The organism is Pseudomonas sp. H3_A02 (assembly GCF_054671965.1).
The window spans coordinates 5,537,015-5,562,645 of sequence record NZ_CP162807.1 but is presented as its reverse complement, the minus strand read 5'-3'; the positions used below and the strand labels follow the sequence as shown (position 1 = coordinate 5,562,645).

Sequence of the window (25,631 nt, the reverse complement as noted above, 5' to 3'; positions counted from 1 at the left end):
TGGGAGCGAGCTTGCTCGCGATAGCGGCAGGTCAGTCAACATTCATGCTGCTGACTAACCGCTATCGCGAGCAAGCTCGCTCCCACAGTAGGGTGGTGGTGCACCTGAAGTCACCGGCCGGCAAGCTGCTAAGATGCCGGCATCTTTTCCCAGGCCTGCCGCCATGCTGCTTCCCGCCCTCGACTGGCACCCCCAACCCCGACTCGAACCTCTTCACATGGACTGGCTCGCCCGTGCCGGTGTCGAAGTGGCGGTGTTGCGCCTGGACCGGATCGATCCGCTGATCAGCGGCAACAAGTGGTTCAAGCTGGTCCATCATCTGCGCGCCGCCCATGAGGCCGGTGCCGAAGGGGTCATGAGCCTGGGCGGGGCCTATTCCAACCATTTGCATGCGCTGGCGGCGGCCGGCAAGCGCTTCGGCTTTCCCACGGCCGGGCTGTTGCGCGGTCATCCCCAGGACACGCCGACGGTGCGCGACCTGAAAGCGTTCGGCATGGACCTGCACTGGTTGGGTTATGGCGGATACCGAGAGCGGCACGCAGCGGATTTCTGGGGGCCGTGGCTGATCCGCTATCCACATTTGCACCCGGTGCCCGAGGGTGGTTCAGGATTACCTGGGGCACAAGGTTGCATGACGTGGGCGGCCAGTGTTCGTGAGCAATTAGTGACATTGGGGTGGGCGGATTATCACGGCTGGTGGCTGGCCTGCGGAACTGGAACGTCGCTGGCCGGACTGGTGCTGGCCGAAGCGGGCGAGCGCCCGGTCTACGGCGTGCTGGCGGTGCCCCCGGACCATGGCGTGGCCCAGCAGGTCGAGCGCATCGTGGCGGAGGCGGAGCTTTCCAGCCCGTGTTATGAATTGTTCGACGGCAGCCGTGGCGGTTTCGCCCGGGTCGATGCCGAACTCACCGACTTCATCGAAACCACGGCGGCCATCGAACTGGAGCCGTTGTACACCGGCAAGGCCTTGATGCTGCTCAAGGCGCGGGTCGAGGCGGGAGGCTTTGCCCCCGGCACCCGCCTGGTCTTTGTCCACACCGGCGGTTTGCAAGGCCGCCGAGGGTTCGATTAACGGACGATCAGCCGCGTTTGGGCATCATCCGCAACAGCGTGTTGTCGCGCACCACGTAATGGTGATACAGCCCCGCCAAGGCATGCAGGCCGATCAGCCAATAGCCGATGGTGCCGCCGAGCACGTGCCAGCCTTCCAGTTGCTTGGCAAAATCCTTGTCTTGATCAACGAGCAACGGCAAATCGAAACCATAGAACATCACCTGGTGTCCTTCGGCGCTGGTGATCAGCCAGCCCAGCAGCGGCATGGCGATCATGAACAGGTACAGCGCCCAGTGCATCAGGCGGGCAAGGACGGTTTGCCAGGCAGGTGATGCCGGGAAAATCCCCGGTGCCTTGCCCATGCTGCGGGCGAACAGGCGCAGCCAAACCAACAGGAACACCGTCAGGCCGAGCATGAAATGCGCTTCCTTGATCAATGTCCGGCCGCCGCTGCCCTTGGGAAAAATTCCCCGCAACTCAATGCAGGCATAAACCACGGCCAGCAGGACCAGCATCAGCCAGTGCAGGTTTACCGTGACGGTACTGTAGCGGTTTTCCGAGTTTTTCCAGGGCATTGCGGGTATCTCCAACAATCAGGGTAGAGCGCCGTCTAGCGCGGCGTTGTGTCTTTACTGTAAGCCCGTTTCGCTGGGTTTGCATGAGCCAGATCAGGTTTGCTGGCAAGAAGCCAAAAGGGCAGGATCAGGGTGTGAAGTCGGGCGGGTTCAACAGCCAGTCCAACAGCAGCCCGGCATCGTGATTGCCACGGGACGGTTTCGGTGGGGCAGCGGCGTGTCCTGCGCCGGTATCGACCGCCCCTGGGCACAGCACCGGTCGGTCGGGGTCGCCATCGAGAAAACTCACCAGCACTTCGCTGCCCGCCATCAGGGAAGGGCTGTCGCCCAGCGTCAGTCGCGATACGGGCAGCGTGATGCCTTCCTGGTCCGGCGCCCAGAGGCTGACACTCACTTGGCCGCATTCATCGGGTTGGGCCGGCTGGCCGGCATGGCCGAGTACATGGGCCAGGTGATACCCGGGAATGCGCGGCTTGGGATGCTTGAGGGCCGGCCTGAACACGGTGGACCAGGGAATGGCGGTGAACCGGTTACGGTAGTCACGGGCCGAGGGCGTGGCGGGCAGGTCCGGTTCCAGGATCGAAAACTGCCGCCCGCGGTGCTGGACCTCGGTGATCAGCCATTGATCGTTGAAGGTGGAAACCGGGTGTTCGCTGATCTGCACGATGTCGCCGCCGTGCAGGGCCGGTTGATCACTGTGGCCATGGATTTCCCGTTGCCGACAGCGCAACCGTTCCAGATGGCGGCGTCCGGCCTGGTAACGGTGAATCAAGGCGGGGTTGCCACGCTGGGCTTCATGATCGATCTGCTCAAGGGGTTGATTCTCCGCCGAGACTTCGGTTTCGGTCGTGGCCCGGTCACTGAACCCGACAGGCAAGCCAGGCATCATCGCGTGGTGGCGCAAATACACGCGCTTGATGGTCGGTATCAGTTTGTCGTTCGGGTGCAGGGGCAGCTCGATGGGGCGCGCGGGGAAACTCTTCGGGTCTTCGGCGAACACCAGGACGTGGCCCTGGAGGGCGTGCTCGAAGTGGTAATGAATGCCTTCCTCCTCGCACAGCCGTTGCAGGAGGGTCAGGTCGCTTTCGTCGTACTGGATGCAGAATGGGCGACATGGGTACTGCCCATGGGGCAGCTCGAAACGGTAACTGTCGGCGGGCAGGGCATGGTCTTCCAGCAGGCGTTGCAGCACCTGCACCACACTGAGCCGATGGAAAACCCGACGCCGCGGGCCTTGTTCCAGTTGCTGCAGGTAGGGAACCAACGTCAGGCGATAGCCGATGCGTCGCGGGGCCGAAGCACTCAGGCTGACGCTGTGGACAATCCCATGGATGCCCGATTCACCGTCCAGGCGCAGGAAGGCCGGATGCCCCAGTAGCAGGTCGGGATTTATCGGCGGGGCCAGGCCGATCAGTTCGAGGTCGAAGCGGTACGGCTGGTTGAGGGCTTCTCGGCCATTAAAACGCAAGACTTGCAACAGCAGGTCGTTTTGCGTGAGCGTCAGGCTGAAGGGACTTTCCGTGTCGTTGCGCATTGCGCCTCCTACTGGCAGGGACAGAGGCGCAGAGGGTACGAAACCACGGGAAGGAACGGTGCTTGCGAGCCGCTATTTCAGAAAAGCCCTACAACACACTGTGAAAATGTCGATTCGGTAGGGTGAATTTTTTGGTCGATCAGCCGGTTTAGGCCGTATAAACTTGCGCCACAGCGCCGGCCGGCAGATGTCTCGGCGCGTCAGACAAGAGAGTGAGTAATGGGCGCACAGTGGAAGGTTAAACACAAAGAAGCGGCTGCCAACGCCAAGGGCAAGATCTTCGGCAAACTGGTGAAAGAAATCACCATTGCCGCGCGCAACGGCGCTGATACCGCGACCAACGCGCACTTGCGACTGGTGGTCGAGCAGGCGAAGAAGGCCTCGATGCCCCGCGAGACCCTGGAACGTGCGATCAAGAAAGGTTCTGGCCAGCTCGGCGAAACCGTGCAATACCACCGCGTCACCTACGAAGGGTTCGCGCCGCACCAGGTGCCGCTGATCGTTGAATGCGTGACTGATAACATCAACCGTACCGTCGCCGAAATTCGCGTCGCGTTCCGCAAGGGCCAACTGGGCGCCTCGGGTTCGGTGGCGTGGGACTTCAACCATGTCGGCATGATCGAAGCCGCGCCGGACAGCCCGGACGCCGATCCGGAAATGGCCGCCATCGAGGCCGGTGCCCAGGATTTCGAGCCGGGCGAAGACGGCGCGACGTTGTTCCTCACCGATCCTGCCGACCTCGATGCGGTACAGAAGGCGTTGCCGGAGCAGGGTTTTACTGTGCTGTCGGCCAAGTTGGGCTACCAGCCGAAGAACCCGGTCAGCGGGCTGACCGACGAGCAGATGGCTGAAGTCGAAGCCTTCCTCGAAGGCCTCGATAACCACGATGACGTGCAGGACATGTTTGTCGGGTTGGCCGGTTAAGCACTACACCCCCTGTGGCGAGGGGATTTATCCCAGGGTGCGGTTCACTCTGTGGGAGCAAGGCTTGCCCGCGATGAAGACGACGCGGTCTCTGAGAAAACGAGGTGTCCGCATCGCGGGCAAGCCTTGCTCCCACAGATAAATCCCCTCGCCACAATAGGCGGCGTGCTTGTTAGTTTGGGGGCTGGTTTAGTCGATGTGTTTGAACTCGCTCAGCAACCTTTCAATCTCATCAAACCCTGGCCGTGCCAGTACATCCGGCTGACAGCAACGCGCTTGCAGATCCTGCAACGCTGCCAGTTCCTCAGCACTGAGCCCCGGTTCGATTCGCGCCAGCAATTCCCCCAACAAAATCCCGAAGGCCCGTACCTCGATGCGCTGCAGTGCGCGGGTTTGCACGGTGTCCGTAGTGGCGTGGAACGACGCCGCGCCAAAGTCCCCCAGCAGGCAATCGCCCTGGTCGTTGCACAGGATGTTGTGCCCGTACAGATCCCCATGGGTGATGCCCTGGCGGTGCAAGTGCGCCGCCACCGAGGCGATGCCGTGGGCGATGCGCAAGGCCACCGGGGCGCTCAGGCGCAGTTCATCGGCGTACACGTCGCGAGTGCATGACGTCAGGCTCGGCAGCCCGGCGAGGTTGCGGTAGCTGGGCTCGACCAGGGCCATGACCAGCCCGTCCTGTCGCTCGGGGTGCCCGGCGATCTGACCCAATACGTCGATCAGGTTCGGGTGTCGACCGGCCGTGATGCAGGCATGCATTTCATGCAGGGGCGAGCCGTCGCTGGTCATCTGGCCTTTGTACAACTTCACCGCGACGCTTCGCGCCACCTGGTCGGGCGCCTGCCAGAGCGCTTGGTGAATCACCCCGGAAGCGCCTTCGCCCAGTTGTCGTCGCAGCGCCAGTTGCGACCAATCGATGGGCGTTGTGGTGTTCAAGGCTGCGGCATCGGCCTGGGTTTCCAGCGGGTTACCGGCGTAGGCCAGCCAACTGAGGCTCGGCAGCTCCAGCAACCATTGCGGCAGTTCGGTCAGTTGGTTGGCGGCAATGCGCAGCAGTTCCAGGCGATGACACTGGCCCAGGCTCGCCGGCAACTGCTGCAAACGGTTGCCGGCCAGCATCAGTTTTTGCAGGTGTGGGCGTTGGCCCAGTTCATCCGGCAACTGGCTGATGTCGTTGTCGGTCAGGATCAGCCAGCGCAACCGGGGTGGCAGCGCGTCGCCCGTGACACGGGTGATGCGGTTGGCCTTGAAGCCGACCATGGTCAACGCGCTGCAACGGCCCAGGCATTCGGGCAGTTCGGTGAAACGGTTGTCCGAACAGAACAGCACGCGCAGGTGGGGCAGCCGATCCAGGTCGTCGGGCAGCGAGTCCAACTGATTGCCGCTGAGGTTGAGAATCTCGAGGGAATCGGCCAGTTCGAAGATTTCCCGGGGAAACTCCGTCAAGCCGCAGGCCAGGTCCAGTCGGGTGATGCCTGAGAGCTGGCCGGCGCGGAGTTGGGCGAGGGTGTGCATGGGAGGGTTCGCTGTTGGTCAAGGGGAGGCTCTGGCGCCCATAGCCAGACAGTTAACCAATAATCAGCTCAGTACAACACCCTGTGGCGAGGGGATTTATCTGTGGGAGCAAGGCTTGCCCGCGATGCAGGCGCCTCGTTTTCTCAGAGACCGCGCCGTCTGCATCGCGGGCAAGCCATGCTCCCACAGCAGTGTTGCTCCCCTCGCCACAGTCGATCGCTCTAGCGCTCGATGCTGCGGTTCCAGCGGGCGTTCCAGGCCGGGCGTTGTTCGTTGACCTGGTCCCAATCCACGGCAATCGCTGTTTCCAGGTATTGCTTCATCGCTTCCACCTGGCCACGAGTCTTGTCGGTGGTCGGGGTGTTGGGGTTGGAAGGGATCTGGTCGCCTTCTTCCAGGGCAATGGCCTGGGCTTGCGGGGTCAGCAGGAAAGCGGCGAGCTTTTGCGCCAGTTCCGGCTGGGTGTTTTGGGCGATGGCGCATTCGGCGACGTTGAGGACTACGGCGCCTTCCTTCGGCTGGGCATATTCCACTGGCATGCCCTTGAGTTTCAACGCGGTCACCTGGGTCGGCGTCAGCGGGAACAGCGCCGCTTCGTCGGTCTGCAGCATTTCGGATATCTTCGCCGAGCTCGGGATGTACTCCAGCACGTTGCGCCCCACCGTGTTCGGCCACGCCTTGAAGCCCGGCTCGACGTCGGTTTCGCTGCCGCCCTGGATCCGGTTGAACATCAAAAAGCCGTGCAGGCCAAAAGTGGAGGAGGCCATCGACTGGAACACCACTTTGTCCTTGAAGCGTGGATCGGCCAGGTCCATCCATGAAGTGGGCGTATTCCAGCCTTTTTCCTTGAACAGCCGGGTGTTGTAGGCCAGCCCTGTCACCCCGAGGCTGACGGCCACGGCCTGATCCTTGATACGCCCCTTGGCCGGGATCTGCGCCAGGGTCGGGCTGTCCTCGAGCTTGTCGCACAGCCCCATGGCGATGGCGCGGTACATGATGCCGTCGTCGAGGAACATCACGTGCATTTGCGGGTTGCCTTTGCTGGCCTGGACCTTCGCCAGGATGTCGGCGGAGGTGCCGGGTACGATGACCACTTTGACGTTGTTGGCTTTCTCGAAAGCCGGCAAGACCTTGTCGGCGTAGAGCCGCTCCATGGTGCCGCCGTTCATGCCCAGGTAAAGCGTCGGCTCGGCCAACGCCTGGGTAGCCGGGAGCAGGGCGCCCAGGCAAGCGCAACCCAGCGAGCAGAAACCGAACAGTGCACTGCGTTTGACGTTATTCATTGGCGCGACCTTCCTCTATCAAGCAACGGAGATGGAGTGAAACCGGGTGATGGAAAACGCATCCAGCGGCGTGGTCGAAGCCCCGCTGCAGATGATCTCGGTGAGCGCCTGGCCCACCGCCGGGCCGATCTGGAAGCCCGCGCCGGCAAAGCCGAATGCGTGCAACAGACCGGGCTGGGTGCTGCTGTGGCCGATCACCGGTTGGCGATCGGGCAGGTAACCTTCGGTGCCGCTCCAGGTACGAATCGCCTGGGCGCCTTCCAGGAATGGGTAGAGCTCGACGGCCTGGCGCAGGATCTCCAGCACGGCGTTCTGGCCGGGCCGGGCGCGAGCGGTGTCCAATGCAAAGCCTTGGCCGCCGCCCAGCACGCAATTACCGCGCGAGACCTGGCGGGCGTAGATACCGCCCCCCTCGACGCCGGTGCTGGCGTCCATGACCAAGGGCAAGGGTTCGGTGACCAGCATCGCCGGGTGCCCGGCGTGCATCGGCACCGCTTCGCCGAATTGCGCGGCGAACTGGCTGGCCCAGGCTCCGGCGCAGTTCAGCAGCCAGGGCGCGTGAAACGTCAGGCCTGTTGCGGTGTGCACGGCGAAGCGCTGGCCATCATGTACAACGTTGCTGACGGCGCATTGTTCGTGGACTTGCGCACCCTGGCGGCGAGCGGCTTGGGCAAAGGCTGGGGACACCAGGCGCGGATTGGCATGGCCGTCGTCCGGGCACAGCGACGCCCCCACCGCGACGGCGCCGACCCATGGAAAACGCGCGCGCAGGGCCGTGTGATCGAGCAGTTGCAAATCCAGGCCAAAGCCTTGGCTGGCGACGGCGTAGTCGTGCAGCGCTTGCAGGTCCTCAGCGCTGCGGGCCAGCTTCAAATGACCGCTGCGCTGGTACTCGCCGTCGATGCCGATCAATTGGGGCAACTGGCACCAGATTTCATGGGCCCGTTGCGACAACGGCAGTTGCGACAGCGGTCGGCCCTGGCGACGCACGCCACCGTAGTTCACGCCGCTGGAGTGTGAGCCGCAGAAGTCGCGTTCCAACAACGCCACCCGGCGTCCGGCCTGGCTCAGGAACAACGCGGCCGAGGCGCCGACGATGCCGCCACCAATGATCACTGCATCCACTTCGATCATGGCTCGACCTCCAGGCCGAACGGCACGGGTTTGATCGGCGCCTGGGCCCGCAAGCGGCCGATGCTGGAGACGGCGCGGCCACTTTCGCAGGCAATGATTTCCGCGGCGGCGGCGCCGCACATCCGCCCCTGGCAGCGGCCCATGCCGACCCGGCAATGGGCCTTGACCCGATTGATCTCCCAATGGCCTTCGCCCACCACCCGGCGGATGTCGCCAGCGCTGACTTCTTCGCAGCGGCAGATCATCAGGTGATCGGCAGCGTCGGCGGCCCAGTGTTCAGGAAAGGCAAACGCGCGCTCCAGGCCTTCGCGGAACTGGCCGATGCGTTCAAGGGTTTGTTCCAGTTGCGTGCAACGTTGCGGGTCGGTCGAGTAGCCGAGGTCTTCGAGCAAGGCCAAGGCCGCCCGTTCACCGGCCATTTCCGCCGCGTCGGCGCCCATGATCCCGGCACCGTCACCGGCCAGGTAAATCCCCGGCACGCTGCTGCGCCCGGCGCGGTCCCGGTGGGGCAACCAGGCGCGGTTGAGGGCGTTCCAGGCAAACGCGCAGCCCAGCAGGTCGGCCAGTTGGGTTTCGCTGCGCAAGCCGTGGGCGAAGGCCACCGCGTCACAGTCGAGGGTGTGTTCGCCGCTTGCGTTGCGCCATTGCAGCGATTGCACCCGGCGTTCTCCATCGAGACGCGCCAGGCTTGCGCCTTGATGCACGGCGATGCCGCGGGCGGCCAGCCAGGCGCGGTAGTAGAGGCCCTTGGCGAGGGTGGCCGGTTGTGCCAGCAGGCCGGGCAGGGCGCGGACTTGGGCGCTAAAGGGCGAACTGTCGAGGACGGCGACCACATGGGCGCCGGCCCGGACGTATTGATAGGCCACCAGATACAACAAGGGACCGCTGCCGGCGAACACCACCCGTTCGCCAATGGCGCAACCCTGGAATTTCAGGGCGATCTGCGCCGCACCCAGGCTGTATATCCCGGGCAGGGTCCACCCCGGTACGGGCAGGACCCGGTCGGTGGCGCCGGTGGCGACGATCACGCTGGCGTACTCGAGGCGGCCGGCGCGGCCTTCATGCAGGGTATCGAGCAGGCCGGCCTCGGCGTTCCACACCAGGGTGTCGGGACGGTAATCGAGCTGTTCGCGCAATGCGTCGAGTGTCTGGTGGATGGCGTTGGCCTTGTGGGCTTCGAAGCCATAGAGCTTGTCAGGCGAGCGCTTGAAATGGGCCGGTTGGCGCCGATAGATCTGCCCGCCACCGCGGGTGGCTTCGTCCAGCAGGACGGGATACAGGCCGTGGGCGACCAGAGTTTGCGCGGCACGGATACCGGCCGGGCCGGCGCCGATGATGGCTATGGGTTTCATGGCCACCTCGTTGATGATGCAGTGGGCTTAGTGGCGCTATTGAAGCCGCTATCGCGAGCAAGCTCGCTCCCACATTGGATCGGCTGTGGATGTTGGTTTTGTGCACGCCGCACTCCCCCTGTGGGAGCGAGCTTGCTCGCGATAAGGCTGGGCCAGTCGACATTGCTGTTACCTGACCGACCGCTAACGCGAGCAAGCTCGCTCCCACATTGGATCGGCTGTGGATGTTGGTTTTGTGCACGCCGCAGCTCCCCTGTGGGAGCGAGCTTGCTCGCGATGAGGCCATGCCTGTCGAGCGTGTTCATACCTGGCGCCCCGGTTCGCGGTTGATGTGTTGCCCGGCTTCGAGCAGCGTCGAACAGGCGCGTACGCGGCGGCCGTCGCCCAGGCGCACCCAGCAGTCCTGGCAGGCGCCCATCAGGCAGAAACCGGCACGGGGCTCGGCGCTGAAGTCACTGCCGCGCAGGTGTTCGCTGCAAGTCAGTACGGCGGTCAGTAGCGTGTCCCCCAGCAGCCCGGTGGCGGGCTGGCCATCGAGGGTGAAGTCCAGGGCCGGGCGGTCGCCTTCGGCCAGTCGTTTCAGCAGTGCCATGACACCCTCATTGTTTGCCTACCAGGACCCGATCCAGGCCATAGACCCGGTCGAGCAGAATCATGGTCAGCGCGGTGAGCCCGATGACCAGCGCCGACACCGCCGCCATCATCGGATCGATGGATTCGGTGGCGTACACGTACATGCGCACCGGCAAGGTTTGCGTGGCCGGCGAGGTGACGAAGATCGATAGCGTGACTTCATCGAAACTGTTGATGAACGCCAGCAGCCAGCCCCCGGCCACCCCTGGCAGGATCATCGGCAAGGTGATTTGCCGGAACAGCGTGAAGCGTCCGGCCCCCAACGATTGCGCGGCCTGTTCGGCGCTGCGATCCAGGCCGATGGCCGAGGCCAGCACCAGGCGCAGCACATAGGGCGTGATCACCAGCACATGAGCGAAGATCAGCCAGGCGAAGCTGCCGTTCACGCCCATCAGGGCAAACAGGCGCAGCAATGCGACCCCCAGCACCAGGTGCGGAATGATGATCGGCGACAGGAACAGGCCGTTGAAGAAGTCCCGCCCCGGGAACTCGAGCCGGGTGATCGCCAGGGCCGCCGGCACCGCGATCAAGGTCGCCAACGAGGCCGCGCAGAACGCCAGGACCAGGCTGTTGTAGAACGCGTCGACAAAATCCGCGCGCTCGAACACCGCGCGGAACCAGCGCAGGGAAAACTCGGTGGTCGGCAGGCTCAGGGTGTTTTCCGGGGTGAAGGCGACGAGGCAGACCACTACCAGCGGCGCGAGCATGAAGACCACCACCAAGGCGTGGAACAGCAATGCGAAAGGACCGTTTCTAGACATGACCCATTACCCCAGTGACTTCTTGTAGCGGCCTTCGATCATCCGGTTCCACGACAGCATGATCAGCAGGTTGAGCAGCAGCAGCGCGACGGCAATGGCGGCGCCCATCGGCCAGTTCAGCTCCGACAGGTACTGGTCGTAGATCAACGTAGCGACCATCTTCAAGCGCCGTCCGCCGAGCAGGCCGGGAATCGCGAAGGAGCTGGCGGCAAGGCCGAACACAATCAGCGTGCCGGACAGCACGCCGGGCATGATCTGCGGCAACACCACTTTGCGGATCACCGTGAACTGGCTCGCCCCCAGGGACAGCGCGGCCTGTTCGGCGGCCGGGTCGAGTTTCTGCAGCGAGGTCCAGACGGGAATGATCATGAACGGCAACATCACGTGGACCAGGGCGATGACCACGGCGAACGGCGTATAGAGCAGCTTCATCGGCGCACCGCCGAAGGCTTGCAGGGCCTGGTTGACCAGGCCGTCGGCACCGAGCAACAAGCTCCAGCCGAAGGCGCGCACCACCACTGAAATCAGCAGCGGCGTGAGGATCAGGATCAGGAAAATCGAGCGCCACGGTGCGCCCATGCGGCTGAGGATGTATGCCTCGGGCACGCCGATCAGCACGCACAGGAGGGTGGTCAGGGCGCTGATCCAGAAGGTGCGCAAAAAGATTTCGTAGAAGTACGGATCGCCCAACAGGCTGGTGTAGTGCTCGAAGGTGTAGGCGTCGCCATTGATGCCCGAACTGTAGTCGAAGACGTTGAACGACAGGACCAAGGTCAAGCCCAAGGGGATGACCAGCAAGCCCAGGTACAAGGCCAGGGCCGGCGCGGACATCAGGTAGCCCTGTCGGCCACGGCGCATCGCGTCGATCAGCTTCATGCCGGCACCTCGTCCACGCTCAGCACCCGCAGCAGGGCCGGATCCCAATCCAAGCCCACCGCCGTGCCTTCGACCAAGGGCGCGGAGCCGTCGTTGCGGCGCACCACGCAGAGTTCACCCAGGCTCGTGGAAACGCCGTAGAGCCATTGGCTGCCCAGGAAGAAGCGGCTGACGAGGGTGCCCTGCAATCGCCCTGAACCGGCCTCGCGCAGGTCGATCTTTTCCGGGCGCAGGCTCAGGGTCAGCTCGCCATCGGCCGGGCTGCAGGCTTGGACGATGCCCGCGCTATCCCGCCTGCCGGGCAGCAGGTTGGCTTTGCCGACGAAGCCGGAAATGAATTCGGTGCGCGGGTGCTCGTAAAGGGTGTACGGCGCGTCGATCTGGGTGATGCGCCCGGCCTGCATGACCACCACCCGGTCACTGATCGACAGGGCCTCGGACTGGTCGTGGGTCACCATCAGCGTGGTGATCCCGACTTCGCGCTGGATACGGCGGATTTCGTATTGCATCTCTTCGCGCAAGTTGGCGTCGAGGTTGGACAGCGGCTCGTCGAGCAACAGCACCGGTGGCTCGATCACCAGCGCCCGGGCCAGTGCCACGCGTTGGCGCTGGCCGCCCGAGAGTTCTCGTGGGTAGCGGTCGGCGTGGCGGTCCAGGCGGACCAATTTCAACACTCGGTCCACCCGTTGTTGCAGTTCGTCATTGGCTACTTTGCGCATGCGCAGGCCGAAGGCGACGTTGTCCTTGACGGTCATGTGGGGAAACAGCGCGTAGCTCTGGAACACCACCCCCAGGCCACGGCTGGCGGGCTTGGCGTGGGTGATGTCGCGACCGTCCAGCAGGATGCGCCCGCTGCTGACTTCGACGAAGCCGGCGATCATCTGCAAGGTTGTGGTTTTGCCGCAGCCGGAAGGCCCCAGTAGCGAGACGAACTCGCCTTTTTCCACCGACAAGTTGGTGGCGACCACGGCGTCGATGTCGCCGTAACGTTTGCCAAGTCCTTCAAGTTGCACAAAAGCCATCGCTGCGCTCCACCTGGGATTGTTATGCGTCGCCGCAAGGGCGCGCTTTTTTGTATGGGCAGATACGAAAGGGTGCTGCTGGGGTGCGTTGGCGCTCGACCTCAAGTCGGCTGCCGCTGTTGTTCGAATCGCCCCTGTCTGGACGAAGAGTAGGACGAAGAATAGGATGGGCTCAATGGACTATTTCACTGAAGCGAAGACTATTTTCAATTTCATTCAGTGAATAAATTAAATGATGAGAAAAAGCATGATTAATTCCACTGATCGGAATAATGAGAAGGGTGAGGTAGGTGTCGGTGCGGTCTCCCGACTATTTGCCGTGTTGCGCAGCCTGGGTGACACCGTCGAAGGCGGTGAGCGGGTGACGCAATTGGCCCTGCGCATCGGCCTGTCCCAGCCCACCACGCATCGCTTGCTGCGCAGCCTGATGGACGAGGGCATGGTTGAGCAGGACGCACGCAGCAAGCGCTATCGCCTGAGCCTGGAGTTTTTCGCCCTGGCGGCCCGCGCCGGCAACACCGGCAACCTGCGCGAACTGGTGCGCCCGGCCATGCTGCGGTTGTCGGCGTCCTTGGGCGACTCGCTGTTTTTGCTCGCCCGCAGTGGTTTCGATGCCATTTGCCTGGATCGCAGCGAGGGGCCGTTTCCGATCCGCACGTTCACCGGCGACATTGGTGGCCGCGTGGCGTTGGGCGTGGGGCAGGGCAGCCTGGCGATCCTGGCGTTTCTGCCGGAAGAAGAGCGCGACACGGTGATTCAATACAACCTGCCGCGGCTCAAGGATTTCCATTTGTACGACGAAGTCTTCCTGCGTTCGGAAGTGGAGAACGTGCGCACACTGGGCTACGCCGGGCGCAACACCGGTGTATTGCAGGGCATGGCCGGGGTGGCCGTGCCGATCCTCGACCGTGATGGCCGGGCCGTGGCCGCCTTGAGCGTGGCAACTGTGAGCGACCGGTTGGGGCCAGATCGACTGCCGACGGTGGTGGACATGCTCAAGCGCGAAGCGGCCCTGATCGGGCCGCGGATCAACCCGTTCGATCCGTTGCTGCGCAGGCCTTCGCAGGTGTTTGGGCAGGGCTGAATACACTCCCTAGGGGTAGCCCATCTCCCCCGTGGGAGCGAGCTTGCTCGCGATAGCGGTGGTTCAGTTAGAAATGATGTCGACTGATACACCGCTATCGCGAGCAAGCTCGCTCCCACAAGGGGGGCACAAGGGAGGACGGTGATCAGAAGTTCAGGGTCTGCTTGAGCCGCTGCGCCGCCGGCGTATCACTGGGGATGACCATCGCATAGTTGTAGCCCGGCCCGGACCAGTACTCGGCCTGCAGTTCCCCATCGCGGCGACTGCCCCGGGGCAGCAGGAAGTTTTTCGGGCCGGGTGGACGCACATAGAAGCTGATTTTCTGACCGCTCGGATCCTGGTAGACCACCATCGCCGCCGCGCCTTGTTCGGTGCTGAGCAAGCGCCCGCTGACCGGCTTGAAGCCCGCGCTGGACAGGTCGGGCAGCCGGTCGGCCTGGGTGAAGTAGCGGTCGAGCCAATCTTGCATGTGCTGCTCGTCGCCAGCTTGGTAATCGGCTGGAAGGATGCCCTGCTGGGCAATCAATCGGTACGCCTGCAGGGCATCGGCCATGGGCGCGGCGGCGCTGAGCAGGGTCATTTGCCGCGCCTGCCAGCCGCCGAAGCCACCCACACTGACGGCCAGCAGCAACACCGCGGCGCTGGCCAGGTGGCGACGGGAGCGATGTTTCAGGCGCTGGCGAATCATGGCCGGGTCGAGCTCCGGGTTGTGCGGCTGTTGCAAGCCACCGCTCAGGGCCGTGCGCAGGTGCTGCGCATCCTGTTGCCAGGCCCGGACCCGGGCGGCGACGTCAGGCTGGTTGGCCAGGTAGGTCTCGACCAGGCGCCGGTCGGCCTCGCTCAGTTGGCGATCGACATAGGCGTGCAGGTCGCTGTCGCTGGGGGGCATGCTGATCATTTGAGTATCCGCAGGGTGGGGCGGGTGATTTCGCCCTCGCTGAGTTGGCGTAGGGCCTGGCGGGCGCGGGACAGGCGGGACATCACCGTGCCGGTCGGTACGCCGAGGATATCGGCGACTTGCTGGTAGCTCAGGCCTTCCACCGACACCCAGAGCAACAGTGCGCGCTGTTCCGTCGTGAGCTGATCGAAGGCCTGCAAGGACGATTGCGCGATCACACTGCGCTCGGCCGAAGGGTGGGCATCGTCGCGGCCGGTGAAAAATTCCAGCATGCGCGCATACCGGCGGGAGCGGCGATGGCTGTCGAGAAACTGCCGATACAGGATCGAAAACAGCCAGGCCCGCAGATCGCCGTCCGGGCGCTTGTCGTTCCATTTGGACAACGCCCGTTCCAGGCACATCTGCACCAGGTCGTCGGCGTTGCTCGGGTTGCGCGTCAGCGACACGGCAAAACGCCGTAGCCTGGGAATGAGTTCGCGCAACTGTTCGTCGAGTGCGTTCATGAAAGTGTGGCTTCTGTGGGCAGTCACTGCGTCGGGACTGGAAAGACGCCCCACGAACGAGATTATTCCAGTGCAGGAAAAATAAATACGAGGCGTGGGAATAAAGCTGCCAGGCCTTCGTCTGACGGGTACTTTCCAACGAATGGCCTCGAGCCCTGGAGCTTTCTCATGGTTGATCCTTCACCCTCATCGAGCCGGCCGCCCTTGAGTGCCGCCGCCCTGACACTGCGCCTGAGCGGCATCGCCGTGATTGTTGCCGCGCTGGCCGGGGCGTTTGCCTACGTCAATGGCAGCCTTGACCCACAGCGCCTGACACCGGCGGCGCTGGTCAATGTCCTGGAAAAAAACAACGGCGTTCACCCGGGCTTTCGACGCAACCATTCAAAAGGGGTCTGCGTCGCGGGCTATTTCCAAAGCACGGGCGAGGCGAGCGCCTATTCCAGCGCCCAGGTGTTTTCGCAGCCGCAAACGCCAGTGGTTGGGCGTTTCGCCTTGCCCAGCGGCAACCCTTATGCACCGGACGGCAGTGTGCCGATTCGCAGTCTGGCGCTGCGTTTTACCCAGGCCAACGGCCAGCAATGGCGCACCGGCATGAACAGCATGCCCGTGTTTCCAGTGGGCACGCCCGAAGCCTTCTACCAACTCCAGCAAGCCCAGTCGCCGGACCCTGCCACAGGAAAACCGAATCCAGCGGCGGTACCGGCGTTCTTTGCCGCGCACCCCGAGGCGGTGCCGTTCCTGCAGTGGATCAAGACCGCCAAGCCGTCGGCCAGTTACGCCACCGAAACTTACAACGGCATTAATGCCTTCTATCTGGTCAACCCTGCCGGACAGCGCCAGGCCGTGCGCTGGGGTGTGGTGCCGCTGGGCCAGGACGCTGCCGATGCGACGCCACCCCAGGGCGCCGACTTCCTTGAGCAAGACTTGGCGAAGCGTCTCGCCGCCGGGCCGTTGCGCTGGCAACTGAACATCACCCTGGCCAACCCAGGTGACCCGGTGAATGACGCCAGTAAGGCCTGGCCTGCTGACCGCAAGGTGCTCAACGCCGGCACGCTGGTGCTGGAGCGCACCCAGGCGCAGGACAACGGCGAATGCCGCGACATCAACTATGACCCGCTGATCCTGCCCCAAGGGATCGAAGGTTCTGACGATCCGTTGTTGGTTGCGCGTTCCGCTGCTTATGCCAGTTCCTATCTGCGCCGTACCAGTGAAGTGAATCAATTGCCCGCCACCCAGGAGTCTCGCCCATGAGCGCCCCTCGTCACTTCGCACCGCTGGCTCGGCTGCTGCACTGGCTGATGGCATTGATGATCATCGCCATGCTGTTTATCGGCGCCGGCATGGTCGCTTCGGTGTCCGAACGCCATGAATGGCTGCTGCAGTTGCACAAACCGTTGGGCATCGCGATTTTGCTGCTGGTGATCGTGCGCCTGGTGGTGCGTTTTACTACCCGTCAACCGCCGCTGCCGGCCGATCTGCCGGGCTGGCAAGTGCTGGCGGCAAACGCCTCCCATGTGCTGTTGTACGCCTTGATGCTGGTTCTGCCACTGTTGGGCTGGGGCATGATTTCGGCGGCGGGGGATCCTGTGATGCTTGGCGACTGGCTGCAACTGCCTTCGATCCTGCCAGCGCACGCACAGACGTTCGCCCTGCTGCGCAAGGCCCACGGGTACTTGGCTTACCTGTTGTTCCTGACCGTGCTGGTGCATCTGGCGGCGGCGTTGTTTCACGCGTGGGTGCGCCGGGATGAGGTGTTGGACAGTATGTTGCGTGGCAAGGGTTGAAGCACGAACCTATCAATTGTGGGAGCGAGCTTGCTTGCGATAGCGGTGTGACAATCAACGAAAATATTGAATGTGCGACCGCCATCGCGAGCAAGCTCGCTCCCACAGGTTTTTCTGGCGCTCACAGACTGATCATTCCACCCAAGCACCACCTCCCTTGCCATAAGGATTTGTTCAGGTCGTTGGATCAGCGCAACTCGTCGACCATGGCCTCGATAGTGCTCAACACATCCTTGCCCAGTTGCATCGAGCGTTTGCCGGACCAACCGGTGATTGGGTTCGGGTGATCGTTGTGGTCCTTGAACGGCATTTCCAGGGTCAGGGACAGGCAGTCATATTTCTGCCCGACCGCGTTACAGGCCAGGGTCATGTTGGCCTGGCCCGGTTCGTCGCGGGTGTAGCCGTGAGCGGTCTGGAAGTCTTTGGTCTGGTGCTTGAGGTGGCTACGCAAGCGCTCTTCGAGCTCGGCGATGCGCGGCGTGTAGCCCGGGTTGCCTTCGCAACCGGCGGTGAATACGTGGGGGATTTCCTCATCGCCGTGAGCGTCGAGGAACAGGTCGACGCCGTACTTTTCCATTTGCTGCTGTACGAAAAAGACTTCGGGGCTGATTTCCGGACTGGCGTTCTGCCAAGCGCGGTTGAGGTCCTGGCCCATGGCGTTGGTACGCAGGTGCCCGTGGAACGCACCGTCCGGGTTCATGTTCGGCACCAGGTACAGATCGGCCTTGGCGAGCAACCGGTTCAGTTGCGCATCGTCATGCTGCTGGAGGCGTTCGATCACGCCTTCCATGAACCACTCGGCCATGTGCTCGCCGGGGTGCTGCTGGGCGATGATCCAGATTTTGCGCCGGCCTTCGGCACCGTTGCCCTTGCGCAGCAGTTGAATGTCACGGCCTTCCACGCTTTTACCAACGGCCACTAGTTCGATGCCGGCCTTGTGTTGCGCTTGTTCGATCAGCCAGTCATGACGCCCACGGCTGTAAGGTTCGAAGTAGGCGAACCAGGCATGGGGTTGTTCAGCCTCCAGATGAAAGCGCAGGGCGTCGCCTTCAAACTGAGTCGGAATGCGGAACCAATTGACGTGATCGTAGGAGGCGACGGTTTGGTAGCCCGTCCAGGCCTTGTTGTAAGACGATTGACTGGCGTTGAGCAGGCGGAAGGAATACTCCTGGCCGACGTGCAAACCGCTGGCCTTGAAGTGGAACCATTGGAAATGGGCGCTGCGGGTATCGGGCCGGATCTTGAGCAACGACTGCAACGGGTTGCTGATGTCGACGACCTCGATGTTGCCGCTGTCGAAATTGGCACTGATATCAAAGGAAGATTTAGCCACGGTCACGGTTCCTGGAAAGGATTTTCATGGCCGTTACTTTACACGCAAGAAAGGGGAAACCGGGACGATTTACGTCACGTAAACGAGGGGGGCGTCCTCCCTGGACGCCGGGCCAGCTTAGAGAGTCTGCAATTGATTCTCAAGTGCTGGTTGTCGATAGTTTTCGCCTGTGGGGCGGGGGATGCTTGTAAACGGATAGTCATTTGCTATGATCGCCGCCATCGAATTGGCAGCACCCAAAAAGACTTCATTAGCCTGAAGACATAAGCCGAAAATCGGCAAAAAAAGACCCGGCAAAAAGCCGGGTCAAAAACCGTGATTAGCCTGATGAGGAGATATTCCAGAAGTCCGACCTAAGGTCTTCTGGTCTATCGACTGATCTCGCGACCAGCTGATGCAATAATAATCATTATCATTTGGAAGTCAAATGATTTGATCGTATCGATTGGAAATTTTTTCTCGTCGTCCGCATTCGCGACGACATTCCCAAGGGTTACCGCTAGCGAGTAGGGTAGCCATCCAGAGATCGGTCAAGCATCACCTTGACCAGATCGATCATGTGCACCACCGAAAACGCCAGGTCACGGCTCGAACCATCCAACTGGTTGGCCGACTCATGGGCGGTCGCCGCTGCACAACGCAGCAGGTCGCATGCGTGGACGAGGGCTTCTTCCGCGCTGACGCTGTGGCTGACCTCGAAGAAGCGATGTTCTGCCTGGGCTGGCGAAACAGCTGGTTTCAAGTAGTAATCGAGGGCACGTTTGGCTGCCGGGCAATCCTGCAGTGGCGGGAATGTGCCGTCGAAAGGGCTGCGGGGTTGGTCTGTATTGGGTGTGTCCATGGTGATAAAAATCTCCGTGTGAGGGGCTGAACTCCTGAATCCAGAATAGTACTTACCGTAATTGTGACGACAAATTAAATACTACAATTTGTGTTTTGAGGGTCGGGGTCACCCACGTATCGTGCCGCACATGGATAAATGGATAGAGTTGGTCAAGGCCAAGATGAAGGAGCTGCACATCACGCAAGTGGTGCTCGCAGAGCGGTTGGGCATGTCCCAGGGCGGCGTTGGCCATTGGCTGACCAAGCGCCGGCAGCCCAGTGTCGAAGACATGAACCGGGTCCTGCGGGAGTTGGGGCTGGAGTTTCTGGAAGTGGCGATGGTGATCCGCGAGCCGGACACCTCCACCGAAGAAGGCATGGCCCTGGCGCAGAAGTACAACCCGTACTTCCGTTACCCGGTCAGTGAGTGGCACGAGGTGGGCGAGGTTCGCGAAGGTGATCCTGATGCCTACAGCCGGGCGCGCTACGAACTGACGGACTACCACGCCCTGGGAGCCGCGTTCTGGCTGGTAGTGATGGGCGACGCGATGACCGCACCCAGTGGGTTGAGTATTCCCGAGGGCATGTCGATCCTGGTGGATCCGGCCATCGAGGCGGTGCCCGGCAAACTGGTGGTTGCCTGCCTGCACGGCAGCAGTGACGCGACCTTTCGCAAATTGATCGAAGAGAGCGGGCAGCGTTACCTGGTTCCGCTCAATCCGACTTACCCGAAAAACCTGTACACCGAACAATGCCGCATCATCGGTGTGGTGGTGCAGGCCACCATCAGGTTCTGACTGGATCGGCCCTGGGAGCGGGCCGATTCCTATTCTTCGAACGCCACCAGGGCACTGCCCTCGCTGACCATTTCGCCTTCCTGGCAATACAGCGCCTTGATCACACCGGCCTGGGGCGCACGAATGCTGTGCTCCATTTTCATGGCCTCCAGTACCACCAGTTGAGCCCCGGCCTCCACCGTCTGGCCAACACTCACCAATACCCGCACGATGCTGCCGTTCATGGGCGCGGCCAGGCCGCCTTGATGGCTGTGGCTGGCTTCGGCGGCGGCCAGCGGGTCATACAGGTCGATCCGGTGCAGGTCTCCTTCCCATTGCAAGTACAGGCTGTCGCCCTGGCGAATGGCCCGATGGCTGCGGCGCAGGCCGTGGTGTTCGATCACCAGTTGCTCGCCCTTGAGTTCCGCGCAATGGGCGCTAACGTCCAGCGTCAGCGCACGATCCTGGCCTTCGCAGCTCAGGTGCAAGGTGGTTTCCCTGGGCAGCCCCAGGCGTAACCCGGTGGTGCTGGCCCAAGGAGAGCCAGTATCGTCGCAGCGCGCACGTGGCGTCAGGCTCAAGGCGAATCCCTGGGCGGCGGCGAACCAGAACGCGTCATCCAATTCGCCAGGCTCTGGCAGTAATTGCGCCTGGTAACGTGGGATAAATCCGGTGTCCAGCTCTGCCGCCGCGAAGGCGGGATGGGCGACGATCCGGCGCAGGAACCCGATATTGGTTTTCAGCCCGCCAATGGCAAATTCGTCGAGCATGCTTAACAGCCGCAAGCGCGCCTGTTCACGGTCTTCGCCCCAGGCAATCAGCTTGCCGAGCATCGGGTCGTAGAACGGCGAGATTTCATCGCCTTCTGCAACCCCGCTGTCGACTCGCCGACCCGGCCCCTCGGCGGATTCGCGATACAACGCCAGGCGCCCGGTGGCCGGCAGGAAATCGTTGACCGGGTCTTCGGCATACAGCCGCACTTCGATGGCGTGACCGAGCAGCGGCACTTGCGCTTGGGTGATCGGCAATGGCTCGCCTTGGGCGACGCGGATCTGCCAGGCCACCAGGTCCAGCCCGGTGATCGCTTCGGTGACCGGATGCTCGACCTGCAGCCGAGTATTCATTTCCATGAAGAAAAACTCGCCCCGGGCATCCAGCAGGAACTCCACCGTACCGGCCCCGACATAACCGATCGCCTGGGCCGCGCGCACGGCGGCTTCACCCATGGCCCGGCGCAGTTGCGGGGTCAGGCCGGGGGCGGGGGCTTCTTCCACGACTTTCTGGTGGCGCCGCTGGATCGAGCAATCGCGCTCGTTGAGGTACAGGCAGTTGCCCTGTTGGTCGGCAAATACCTGGATTTCCACATGGCGCGGCTTGAGCAGGTATTTTTCCACCAGCATCCGTGAGTCGCCGAATGAGGACTGTGCTTCGCGCTGGGCCGAGGCCAGGGCTTCGGCCAGTTGGCTGACGTCCTCGACGACTTTCATGCCCTTGCCGCCACCGCCAGCGGTGGCCTTGAGCAACACCGGGTAGCCGATGCGCTCGGCAGCGTCGCGAAAGGTCTCCAGGTCCTGGGCTTCGCCGTGATAACCGGGTACCAGGGGCACGCCGGCGGTTTCCATCAGCGTTTTGGCCGCCGATTTGCTGCCCATGGCGTCGATGGCGGAGGCCGGAGGGCCGAGGAAGATCAGTCCGGCGTCTTCAATCGCCCGGGCGAACCCGGCGTTCTCGGACAGGAAGCCATAACCGGGGTGGATGGCTTGGGCGCCGCTGGCTTTAGCTGCGGCGATCAATTTTTCGATTTGCAGGTAGCTGTCGGCGGCCTTGCTGCCGCCCAGGTCGACGCGAATGTCGGCTTCGCGGCTGTGGCGTGCATCACGGTCGGTGGCGCTGTGTACGGCAACGGTGGTCAGGCCCATGGCCTTGGCGGTGCGCATTACACGGCAGGCGATTTCGCCACGGTTGGCCACCAGCAATGTGGTGAGGGCAGGGGCGCTCATCAACGCGGCTCCTTATTGTTCGATTCGGCTTGCCAGTTCGGCGCGCGTTTTTGCAGGAAGGCCCGCAGGCCTTCCTGGCCCTCCGGGCTGACGCGGATGCGGGCGATGGCGTTTTCGGTGTAGCGTCGCAGCGCCGGGGTCAGGGCGCCGTTGCCGACTTCACGCAGCAGTTCCTTGCTGGCGCGCATGGCCGCCGGGCTGTTGAGCAACAGGTTGTCGATCCACTGTTCGACCTGCTGGTCCAGGGTCTCGGCCGGGTAACTTTCCGACAGCAAACCGATTTCTTTCGCACGCTGCCCGTCGAAGCGTTCCGCCGTCAGCGCATAACGCCGCGCCGCCCGCTCGCCGATGGCTTGCACTACGAACGGGCTGATCACTGCCGGCGCCAGGCCAATGCGCACTTCCGACAGACAGAACTGTGCTTCATCGGCGCCAATGGCCATGTCGCAAGCACTGATAAGCCCCAGCGCGCCACCAAACGCCGCCCCCTGGACGACGGCCAGCGTAGGAATTTTCAGTTTGGCGAGGTTGTACATCAGCTCCGCCAGTTCCCGGGCGTCATCGAGGTTGGTGTGGTAGTCGAGCTCGGCCGATTGCTGCATCCAGGCCAGGTCGGCACCGGCGCTGAAATGCTTGCCGCGACCGCGGATCAGCAGAAAGCGCAGGTTTGGATCGCTGCCGACCTGGTCCAGGGCGAGGATCAGTTCGCGGATCATTTCGGCGTTGAACGCGTTGTTTTTCGACTCGCGGCTGAGCCACAGGGTGGCAACGCCCCGTGGGTCGGTGTGCAGTTCGAGGGTGTTGAAATTATCCATGGACATTCCCCGTTTACATCCGGAACACGCCAAAGCGGCTCGGTTCGATAGGCGCGTTCAGTGACGCGGACAAGGCCAGGCCCAGTACGTCGCGGGTCTGGGCCGGGTCGATGACACCGTCGTCCCACAGCCGTGCGCTGGAATAATAGGGGTGACCCTGTTCTTCGTACTGATCGAGGATCGGTTGCTTGATCTCGGCTTCCTGCTCGGCGCTGAAGGGGTGGCCACTGCGTTCGGCCTGTTCACGCTTGACCTGCACCAGCACGCCGGCCGCCTGTTCGGCGCCCATCACGCCAATCCGCGCGTTCGGCCACATCCACAGGAACCGCGGATCGTAGGCACGGCCGCACATACCGTAGTTACCCGCACCGAAACTGCCACCAATGATCACGGTGAATTTCGGCACCTTGGCGCAGGCCACGGCGGTCACCAGTTTTGCGCCATGTTTGGCGATGCCGCCGGCTTCGTATTTCTGTCCGACCATGAAGCCGGTGATGTTCTGCAAGAACAGCAGGGGAATGCCCCGCTGACAGGCCAGTTCGATGAAGTGCGCGCCTTTCTGCGCGGCCTCGGCGAAGAGGATGCCATTGTTGGCCAGGATCGCGACCGGGTAGCCGTGCAAATGCGCGAAACCGCAGACCAGGGTCGTGCCGAACAGCGCCTTGAATTCATCGAACACTGAACCGTCCACCAGGCGCGCGATCACCTCCCGCACATCGAAGGGCTGCTTGGCATCGGCCGACACCACGCCGTACAGCTCATCGCTTGAATACAGTGGGGCGATGGGGTGGCGTTGCTGCAACTCACCGAGTTTGCGCCAGTTGAGGTTGGCCACGCTGCGTCGGGCCAGGGCCAGGGCATGTTCGTCGCTGTCGGCATAGTGATCCGCCACACCGGAGATCTTGCAGTGCACATCGGCACCGCCCAGGTCTTCGGCACTGACCACCTCGCCAGTGGCGGCTTTCACCAACGGTGGGCCGGCGAGGAAAATCGTTGCCTGCTGACGGACCATGATCGCCTCGTCCGCCATGGCCGGCACATAGGCGCCACCGGCGGTGCAGGAACCCATGACCACCGCAATCTGCGGGATGCCCTGGGCACTCATGTTGGCTTGGTTGAAGAAGATCCGACCGAAGTGCTCGCGGTCTGGGAACACTTCATCCTGACGCGGCAGGTTGGCGCCGCCGGAATCCACCAGGTAGATGCACGGCAGGCGATTCTGCTGGGCGATGGTTTGGGCGCGCAGGTGTTTTTTCACCGTCAGCGGATAATAGGAGCCGCCTTTGACCGTCGCGTCGTTGGCGACAATCATGCATTCGACGCCTTCCACGCGGCCGATACCCGCAATCACGCCGGCCGCCGGCACGTCTTCGCCATAGACCTCGTGGGCCGCCAGCGGGCTGATTTCCAGAAACGGCGAGCCCGGATCCAGCAGCCGGTTGATGCGTTCACGGGGCAGCAACTTGCCCCGCGAGGTGTGCCGTTCCTGGGCCTTGGGACCGCCGCCCTGGCGGATTTGCGCGAGCAGGGTGCGCAGGGCCTCGACGGGTACGAGCATCGCCTCGCGGTTGGCGATGAACTCCGGCGAGCGTGGGTTGAGCTGAGTGTGCAGCGTGGTCATGGTCAGCTCCGTTAGCGGGTTTCGTTGAACAGTTCGCGGCCGATCAACATCCGACGAATCTCACTGGTGCCAGCACCGATTTCGTACAGCTTGGCGTCTCGCAGCAGACGACCGGCGGGGAATTCATTGATGTAGCCATTGCCCCCCAGGATCTGGATCGCGTCGAGGGCCATTTGCGTGGCGCGTTCGGCGCTGTAGAGGATCACCCCGGCGGCGTCCTTGCGGGTGGTTTCGCCGCGCTCGCAAGCCTGGGCCACCGCATACAGGTAGGCGCGGCTGGCGTTGAGCTGGGTGTACATGTCCGCGACCTTGCCCTGGATCAGCTGGAATTCGCCGATGCTCTGGCCGAATTGTTTGCGGTCGTGGATGTAGGGCACGATCAAGTCCATGCAAGCCTGCATGATCCCGGTCGGGCCACCGGACAGCACCACGCGCTCGTAGTCGAGGCCGCTCATCAGGACTTTCACGCCACCGTTGAGCGCGCCGAGGATGTTGTCTTCCGGCACTTCGACGTCATCGAAAAACAGCTCGCAGGTATTGGAGCCACGCATGCCGAGCTTGTCGAACTTGTTGCTACGGCTGAAGCCTTTCCAGTCGCGTTCGACGATGAAGGCGGTAATGCCGTGAGGACCTTTTTCCAGGTCGGTCTTGGCGTAGATCACGTAGGTGTTGGCATCGGGACCGTTGGTGATCCAGGTCTTGCTGCCGTTGAGCACGTAACGGTCGCCGCGCTTGTCGGCCCGCAGTTTCATCGACACCACGTCGGAGCCGGCGTTTGGTTCGCTCATCGCCAGGGCACCGATGTGTTCGCCGCTGATCAGCTTGGGCAGGTACTTGGTTTTCTGTTCGTGATTGCCGTTGCGGTTGATCTGGTTCACGCAGAGGTTGGAGTGGGCTCCGTAGGAGAGGGCGACCGAGGCCGAGCCGCGGCTGATTTCCTCCATCGCCACCACGTGTGCCAGGTAGCCCAGGCCAGCGCCGCCGTATTCTTCCGGGACGGTGATGCCCAGCAGGCCCATGTCACCGAACTTGCGCCACATGTCGGCGGGAAACAGGTTGTCGATATCGATCTGCGCCGCGCGGGGCGCCAGTTCGGCCTTGACGAAGGCCTGCACCTGGTCGCGCAACATGTCGATGGTTTCGCCGAGGGCAAAGTTCAGGGATGGGTAGCTCATGGGACACCTTTGGCTTTTTTTATCGGGTGTGGAGAGTGGGGGAATGGCTCTCACCTTTACGTTAACGTAAGCCTGCGATGAGAAGCTGTCAATCGTCCTTTACGTTAACGTCAACTTGAGCCAGAGTAAGTCAGGCACTGGCGGCGAAGAGGCATGCC

24 protein-coding genes are annotated in these 25,631 nt (G+C 62.7%); 6 read left to right on the top strand and 18 right to left on the bottom strand.

Translation table 11 applies throughout. The annotated features are described in order from the left end of the window. Positions 1-163 precede the first annotated feature (163 nt). Positions 164-1,072, top strand: coding sequence for a 1-aminocyclopropane-1-carboxylate deaminase/D-cysteine desulfhydrase (locus AB4N80_RS24435; RefSeq protein ID WP_122568041.1), 909 nt, complete (start codon positions 164-166; stop codon positions 1,070-1,072). A 7-nt stretch (positions 1,073-1,079) separates the two neighbouring features. Here the strand turns inward: AB4N80_RS24435 and AB4N80_RS24430 are convergent, their stop codons facing one another. Together AB4N80_RS24430 and AB4N80_RS24425 are read right to left on the bottom strand one after the other, a co-directional pair. Beyond that, entirely contained in the window at positions 1,080-1,628 is a 549-nt protein-coding gene (locus AB4N80_RS24430; RefSeq protein ID WP_460079248.1) for a cytochrome b, read from the bottom strand. A gap of 127 nt (positions 1,629-1,755) precedes the next feature. Beyond that, a complete protein-coding gene (locus AB4N80_RS24425) occupies positions 1,756-3,162 on the bottom strand; it encodes a type VI secretion system tip protein TssI/VgrG (protein ID WP_122568043.1) in 1,407 nt (468 codons plus the stop codon). A 219-nt stretch (positions 3,163-3,381) separates the two neighbouring features. Between AB4N80_RS24425 and AB4N80_RS24420 the strand changes: the two genes are divergently transcribed. Then, positions 3,382-4,086, top strand: a complete 705-nt coding sequence (locus AB4N80_RS24420; RefSeq protein ID WP_003183149.1) for a YebC/PmpR family DNA-binding transcriptional regulator — start codon at positions 3,382-3,384, stop codon at positions 4,084-4,086. 189 nt (positions 4,087-4,275) lie between these two features. Here AB4N80_RS24420 and AB4N80_RS24415 read toward each other — a convergent pair whose 3' ends face one another. The 8 genes from AB4N80_RS24415 to AB4N80_RS24380 all read right to left on the bottom strand — a co-directional run bounded on the left by AB4N80_RS24415 (position 4,276) and on the right by AB4N80_RS24380 (position 12,662). Continuing rightward, entirely contained in the window at positions 4,276-5,601 is a 1,326-nt protein-coding gene (locus AB4N80_RS24415; RefSeq protein WP_305470410.1) for a leucine-rich repeat-containing protein kinase family protein, read from the bottom strand. A 221-nt stretch (positions 5,602-5,822) separates the two neighbouring features. Beyond that, complete coding sequence (locus AB4N80_RS24410; RefSeq protein WP_122568046.1) at positions 5,823-6,884, bottom strand: ABC transporter substrate-binding protein; 1,062 nt, start codon at positions 6,882-6,884, stop codon at positions 5,823-5,825. Positions 6,885-6,902: 18 nt separating this feature from the next. Next, the gene (locus AB4N80_RS24405; protein ID WP_122568047.1) at positions 6,903-8,018 is read right to left on the bottom strand and encodes an NAD(P)/FAD-dependent oxidoreductase; all 1,116 of its coding nucleotides are present in this window, start codon (positions 8,016-8,018) and stop codon (positions 6,903-6,905) included. Next, positions 8,015-9,370, bottom strand: a complete 1,356-nt coding sequence (locus AB4N80_RS24400; RefSeq protein ID WP_122568048.1) for an NAD(P)/FAD-dependent oxidoreductase — start codon at positions 9,368-9,370, stop codon at positions 8,015-8,017. Before AB4N80_RS24400 ends, AB4N80_RS24405 begins: the two co-directional genes overlap by 4 nt. A 301-nt stretch (positions 9,371-9,671) precedes the next feature. Continuing rightward, a complete protein-coding gene (locus tag AB4N80_RS24395) occupies positions 9,672-9,962 on the bottom strand; it encodes a (2Fe-2S)-binding protein (protein WP_122568049.1) in 291 nt (96 codons plus the stop codon). Positions 9,963-9,969: 7 nt separating this feature from the next. After that, positions 9,970-10,764 (bottom strand): ABC transporter permease, encoded by a 795-nt coding sequence (locus tag AB4N80_RS24390; RefSeq protein WP_072405341.1) that lies wholly within the window; start codon positions 10,762-10,764, stop codon positions 9,970-9,972. Between the two features lie 6 nt (positions 10,765-10,770). After that, the gene (locus AB4N80_RS24385) at positions 10,771-11,640 is read right to left on the bottom strand and encodes an ABC transporter permease (protein WP_122568050.1); all 870 of its coding nucleotides are present in this window, start codon (positions 11,638-11,640) and stop codon (positions 10,771-10,773) included. Further along, positions 11,637-12,662 (bottom strand): ABC transporter ATP-binding protein, encoded by a 1,026-nt coding sequence (locus AB4N80_RS24380; protein WP_122568051.1) that lies wholly within the window; start codon positions 12,660-12,662, stop codon positions 11,637-11,639. Before AB4N80_RS24380 ends, AB4N80_RS24385 begins: the two co-directional genes overlap by 4 nt. Positions 12,663-12,909: 247 nt before the next feature. Between AB4N80_RS24380 and AB4N80_RS24375 the strand changes: the two genes are divergently transcribed. Beyond that, positions 12,910-13,746, top strand: a complete 837-nt coding sequence (locus tag AB4N80_RS24375; protein ID WP_354336791.1) for an IclR family transcriptional regulator — start codon at positions 12,910-12,912, stop codon at positions 13,744-13,746. 145 nt (positions 13,747-13,891) lie between these two features. On the opposite strand, the gene AB4N80_RS24370 is transcribed toward AB4N80_RS24375, so the two are convergent. Together AB4N80_RS24370 and AB4N80_RS24365 are read right to left on the bottom strand one after the other, a co-directional pair. Then, a complete protein-coding gene (locus AB4N80_RS24370; RefSeq protein ID WP_122568053.1) occupies positions 13,892-14,644 on the bottom strand; it encodes an anti-sigma factor in 753 nt (250 codons plus the stop codon). Then, positions 14,641-15,147, bottom strand: coding sequence for a sigma-70 family RNA polymerase sigma factor (locus AB4N80_RS24365; protein WP_122568054.1), 507 nt, complete (start codon positions 15,145-15,147; stop codon positions 14,641-14,643). Before AB4N80_RS24365 ends, AB4N80_RS24370 begins: the two co-directional genes overlap by 4 nt. 168 nt (positions 15,148-15,315) lie before the next feature. Here AB4N80_RS24365 and AB4N80_RS24360 point away from each other — a divergent pair, with 168 nt between their 5' ends. Together AB4N80_RS24360 and AB4N80_RS24355 are read left to right on the top strand one after the other, a co-directional pair. Next, positions 15,316-16,398, top strand: a complete 1,083-nt coding sequence (locus AB4N80_RS24360; protein WP_122568055.1) for a catalase family peroxidase — start codon at positions 15,316-15,318, stop codon at positions 16,396-16,398. After that, positions 16,395-16,931 carry a cytochrome b gene (locus AB4N80_RS24355; protein ID WP_122568056.1) on the top strand — a complete coding sequence of 179 codons (537 nt, stop codon included), beginning with the start codon at positions 16,395-16,397 and terminating at the stop codon, positions 16,929-16,931. The genes AB4N80_RS24360 and AB4N80_RS24355 overlap by 4 nt, the downstream gene beginning before the upstream one ends. 187 nt (positions 16,932-17,118) lie before the next feature. On the opposite strand, the gene AB4N80_RS24350 is transcribed toward AB4N80_RS24355, so the two are convergent. Together AB4N80_RS24350 and AB4N80_RS24345 are read right to left on the bottom strand one after the other, a co-directional pair. Beyond that, entirely contained in the window at positions 17,119-18,270 is a 1,152-nt protein-coding gene (locus tag AB4N80_RS24350) for a M14 family metallopeptidase (protein WP_122568058.1), read from the bottom strand. Positions 18,271-18,763: 493 nt separating this feature from the next. After that, the gene (locus AB4N80_RS24345) at positions 18,764-19,105 is read right to left on the bottom strand and encodes a DUF6124 family protein (RefSeq protein WP_122568059.1); all 342 of its coding nucleotides are present in this window, start codon (positions 19,103-19,105) and stop codon (positions 18,764-18,766) included. A gap of 130 nt (positions 19,106-19,235) precedes the next feature. On the opposite strand from AB4N80_RS24345, the gene AB4N80_RS24340 reads away from it, so the two are divergent. Further along, on the top strand, positions 19,236-19,883 hold the full coding sequence (locus AB4N80_RS24340; protein WP_460079235.1) for a LexA family protein: 648 nt from the start codon (positions 19,236-19,238) through the stop codon (positions 19,881-19,883). Positions 19,884-19,912: 29 nt separating this feature from the next. Here AB4N80_RS24340 and AB4N80_RS24335 read toward each other — a convergent pair whose 3' ends face one another. The 4 genes from AB4N80_RS24335 to AB4N80_RS24320 are packed head-to-tail and all read right to left on the bottom strand — an operon-like array spanning position 19,913 to position 25,473. Continuing rightward, positions 19,913-21,862 (bottom strand): acetyl/propionyl/methylcrotonyl-CoA carboxylase subunit alpha, encoded by a 1,950-nt coding sequence (locus AB4N80_RS24335; protein WP_305470420.1) that lies wholly within the window; start codon positions 21,860-21,862, stop codon positions 19,913-19,915. Further along, positions 21,862-22,677, bottom strand: coding sequence for a gamma-carboxygeranoyl-CoA hydratase (locus tag AB4N80_RS24330; protein WP_122568405.1), 816 nt, complete (start codon positions 22,675-22,677; stop codon positions 21,862-21,864). Before AB4N80_RS24330 ends, AB4N80_RS24335 begins: the two co-directional genes overlap by 1 nt. 13 nt (positions 22,678-22,690) lie before the next feature. Continuing rightward, complete coding sequence (locus tag AB4N80_RS24325; RefSeq protein ID WP_305492019.1) at positions 22,691-24,298, bottom strand: carboxyl transferase domain-containing protein; 1,608 nt, start codon at positions 24,296-24,298, stop codon at positions 22,691-22,693. An 11-nt stretch (positions 24,299-24,309) separates the two neighbouring features. Next, positions 24,310-25,473, bottom strand: coding sequence for an isovaleryl-CoA dehydrogenase (locus AB4N80_RS24320; RefSeq protein ID WP_122568063.1), 1,164 nt, complete (start codon positions 25,471-25,473; stop codon positions 24,310-24,312). Positions 25,474-25,631: the final 158 nt, after the last annotated feature.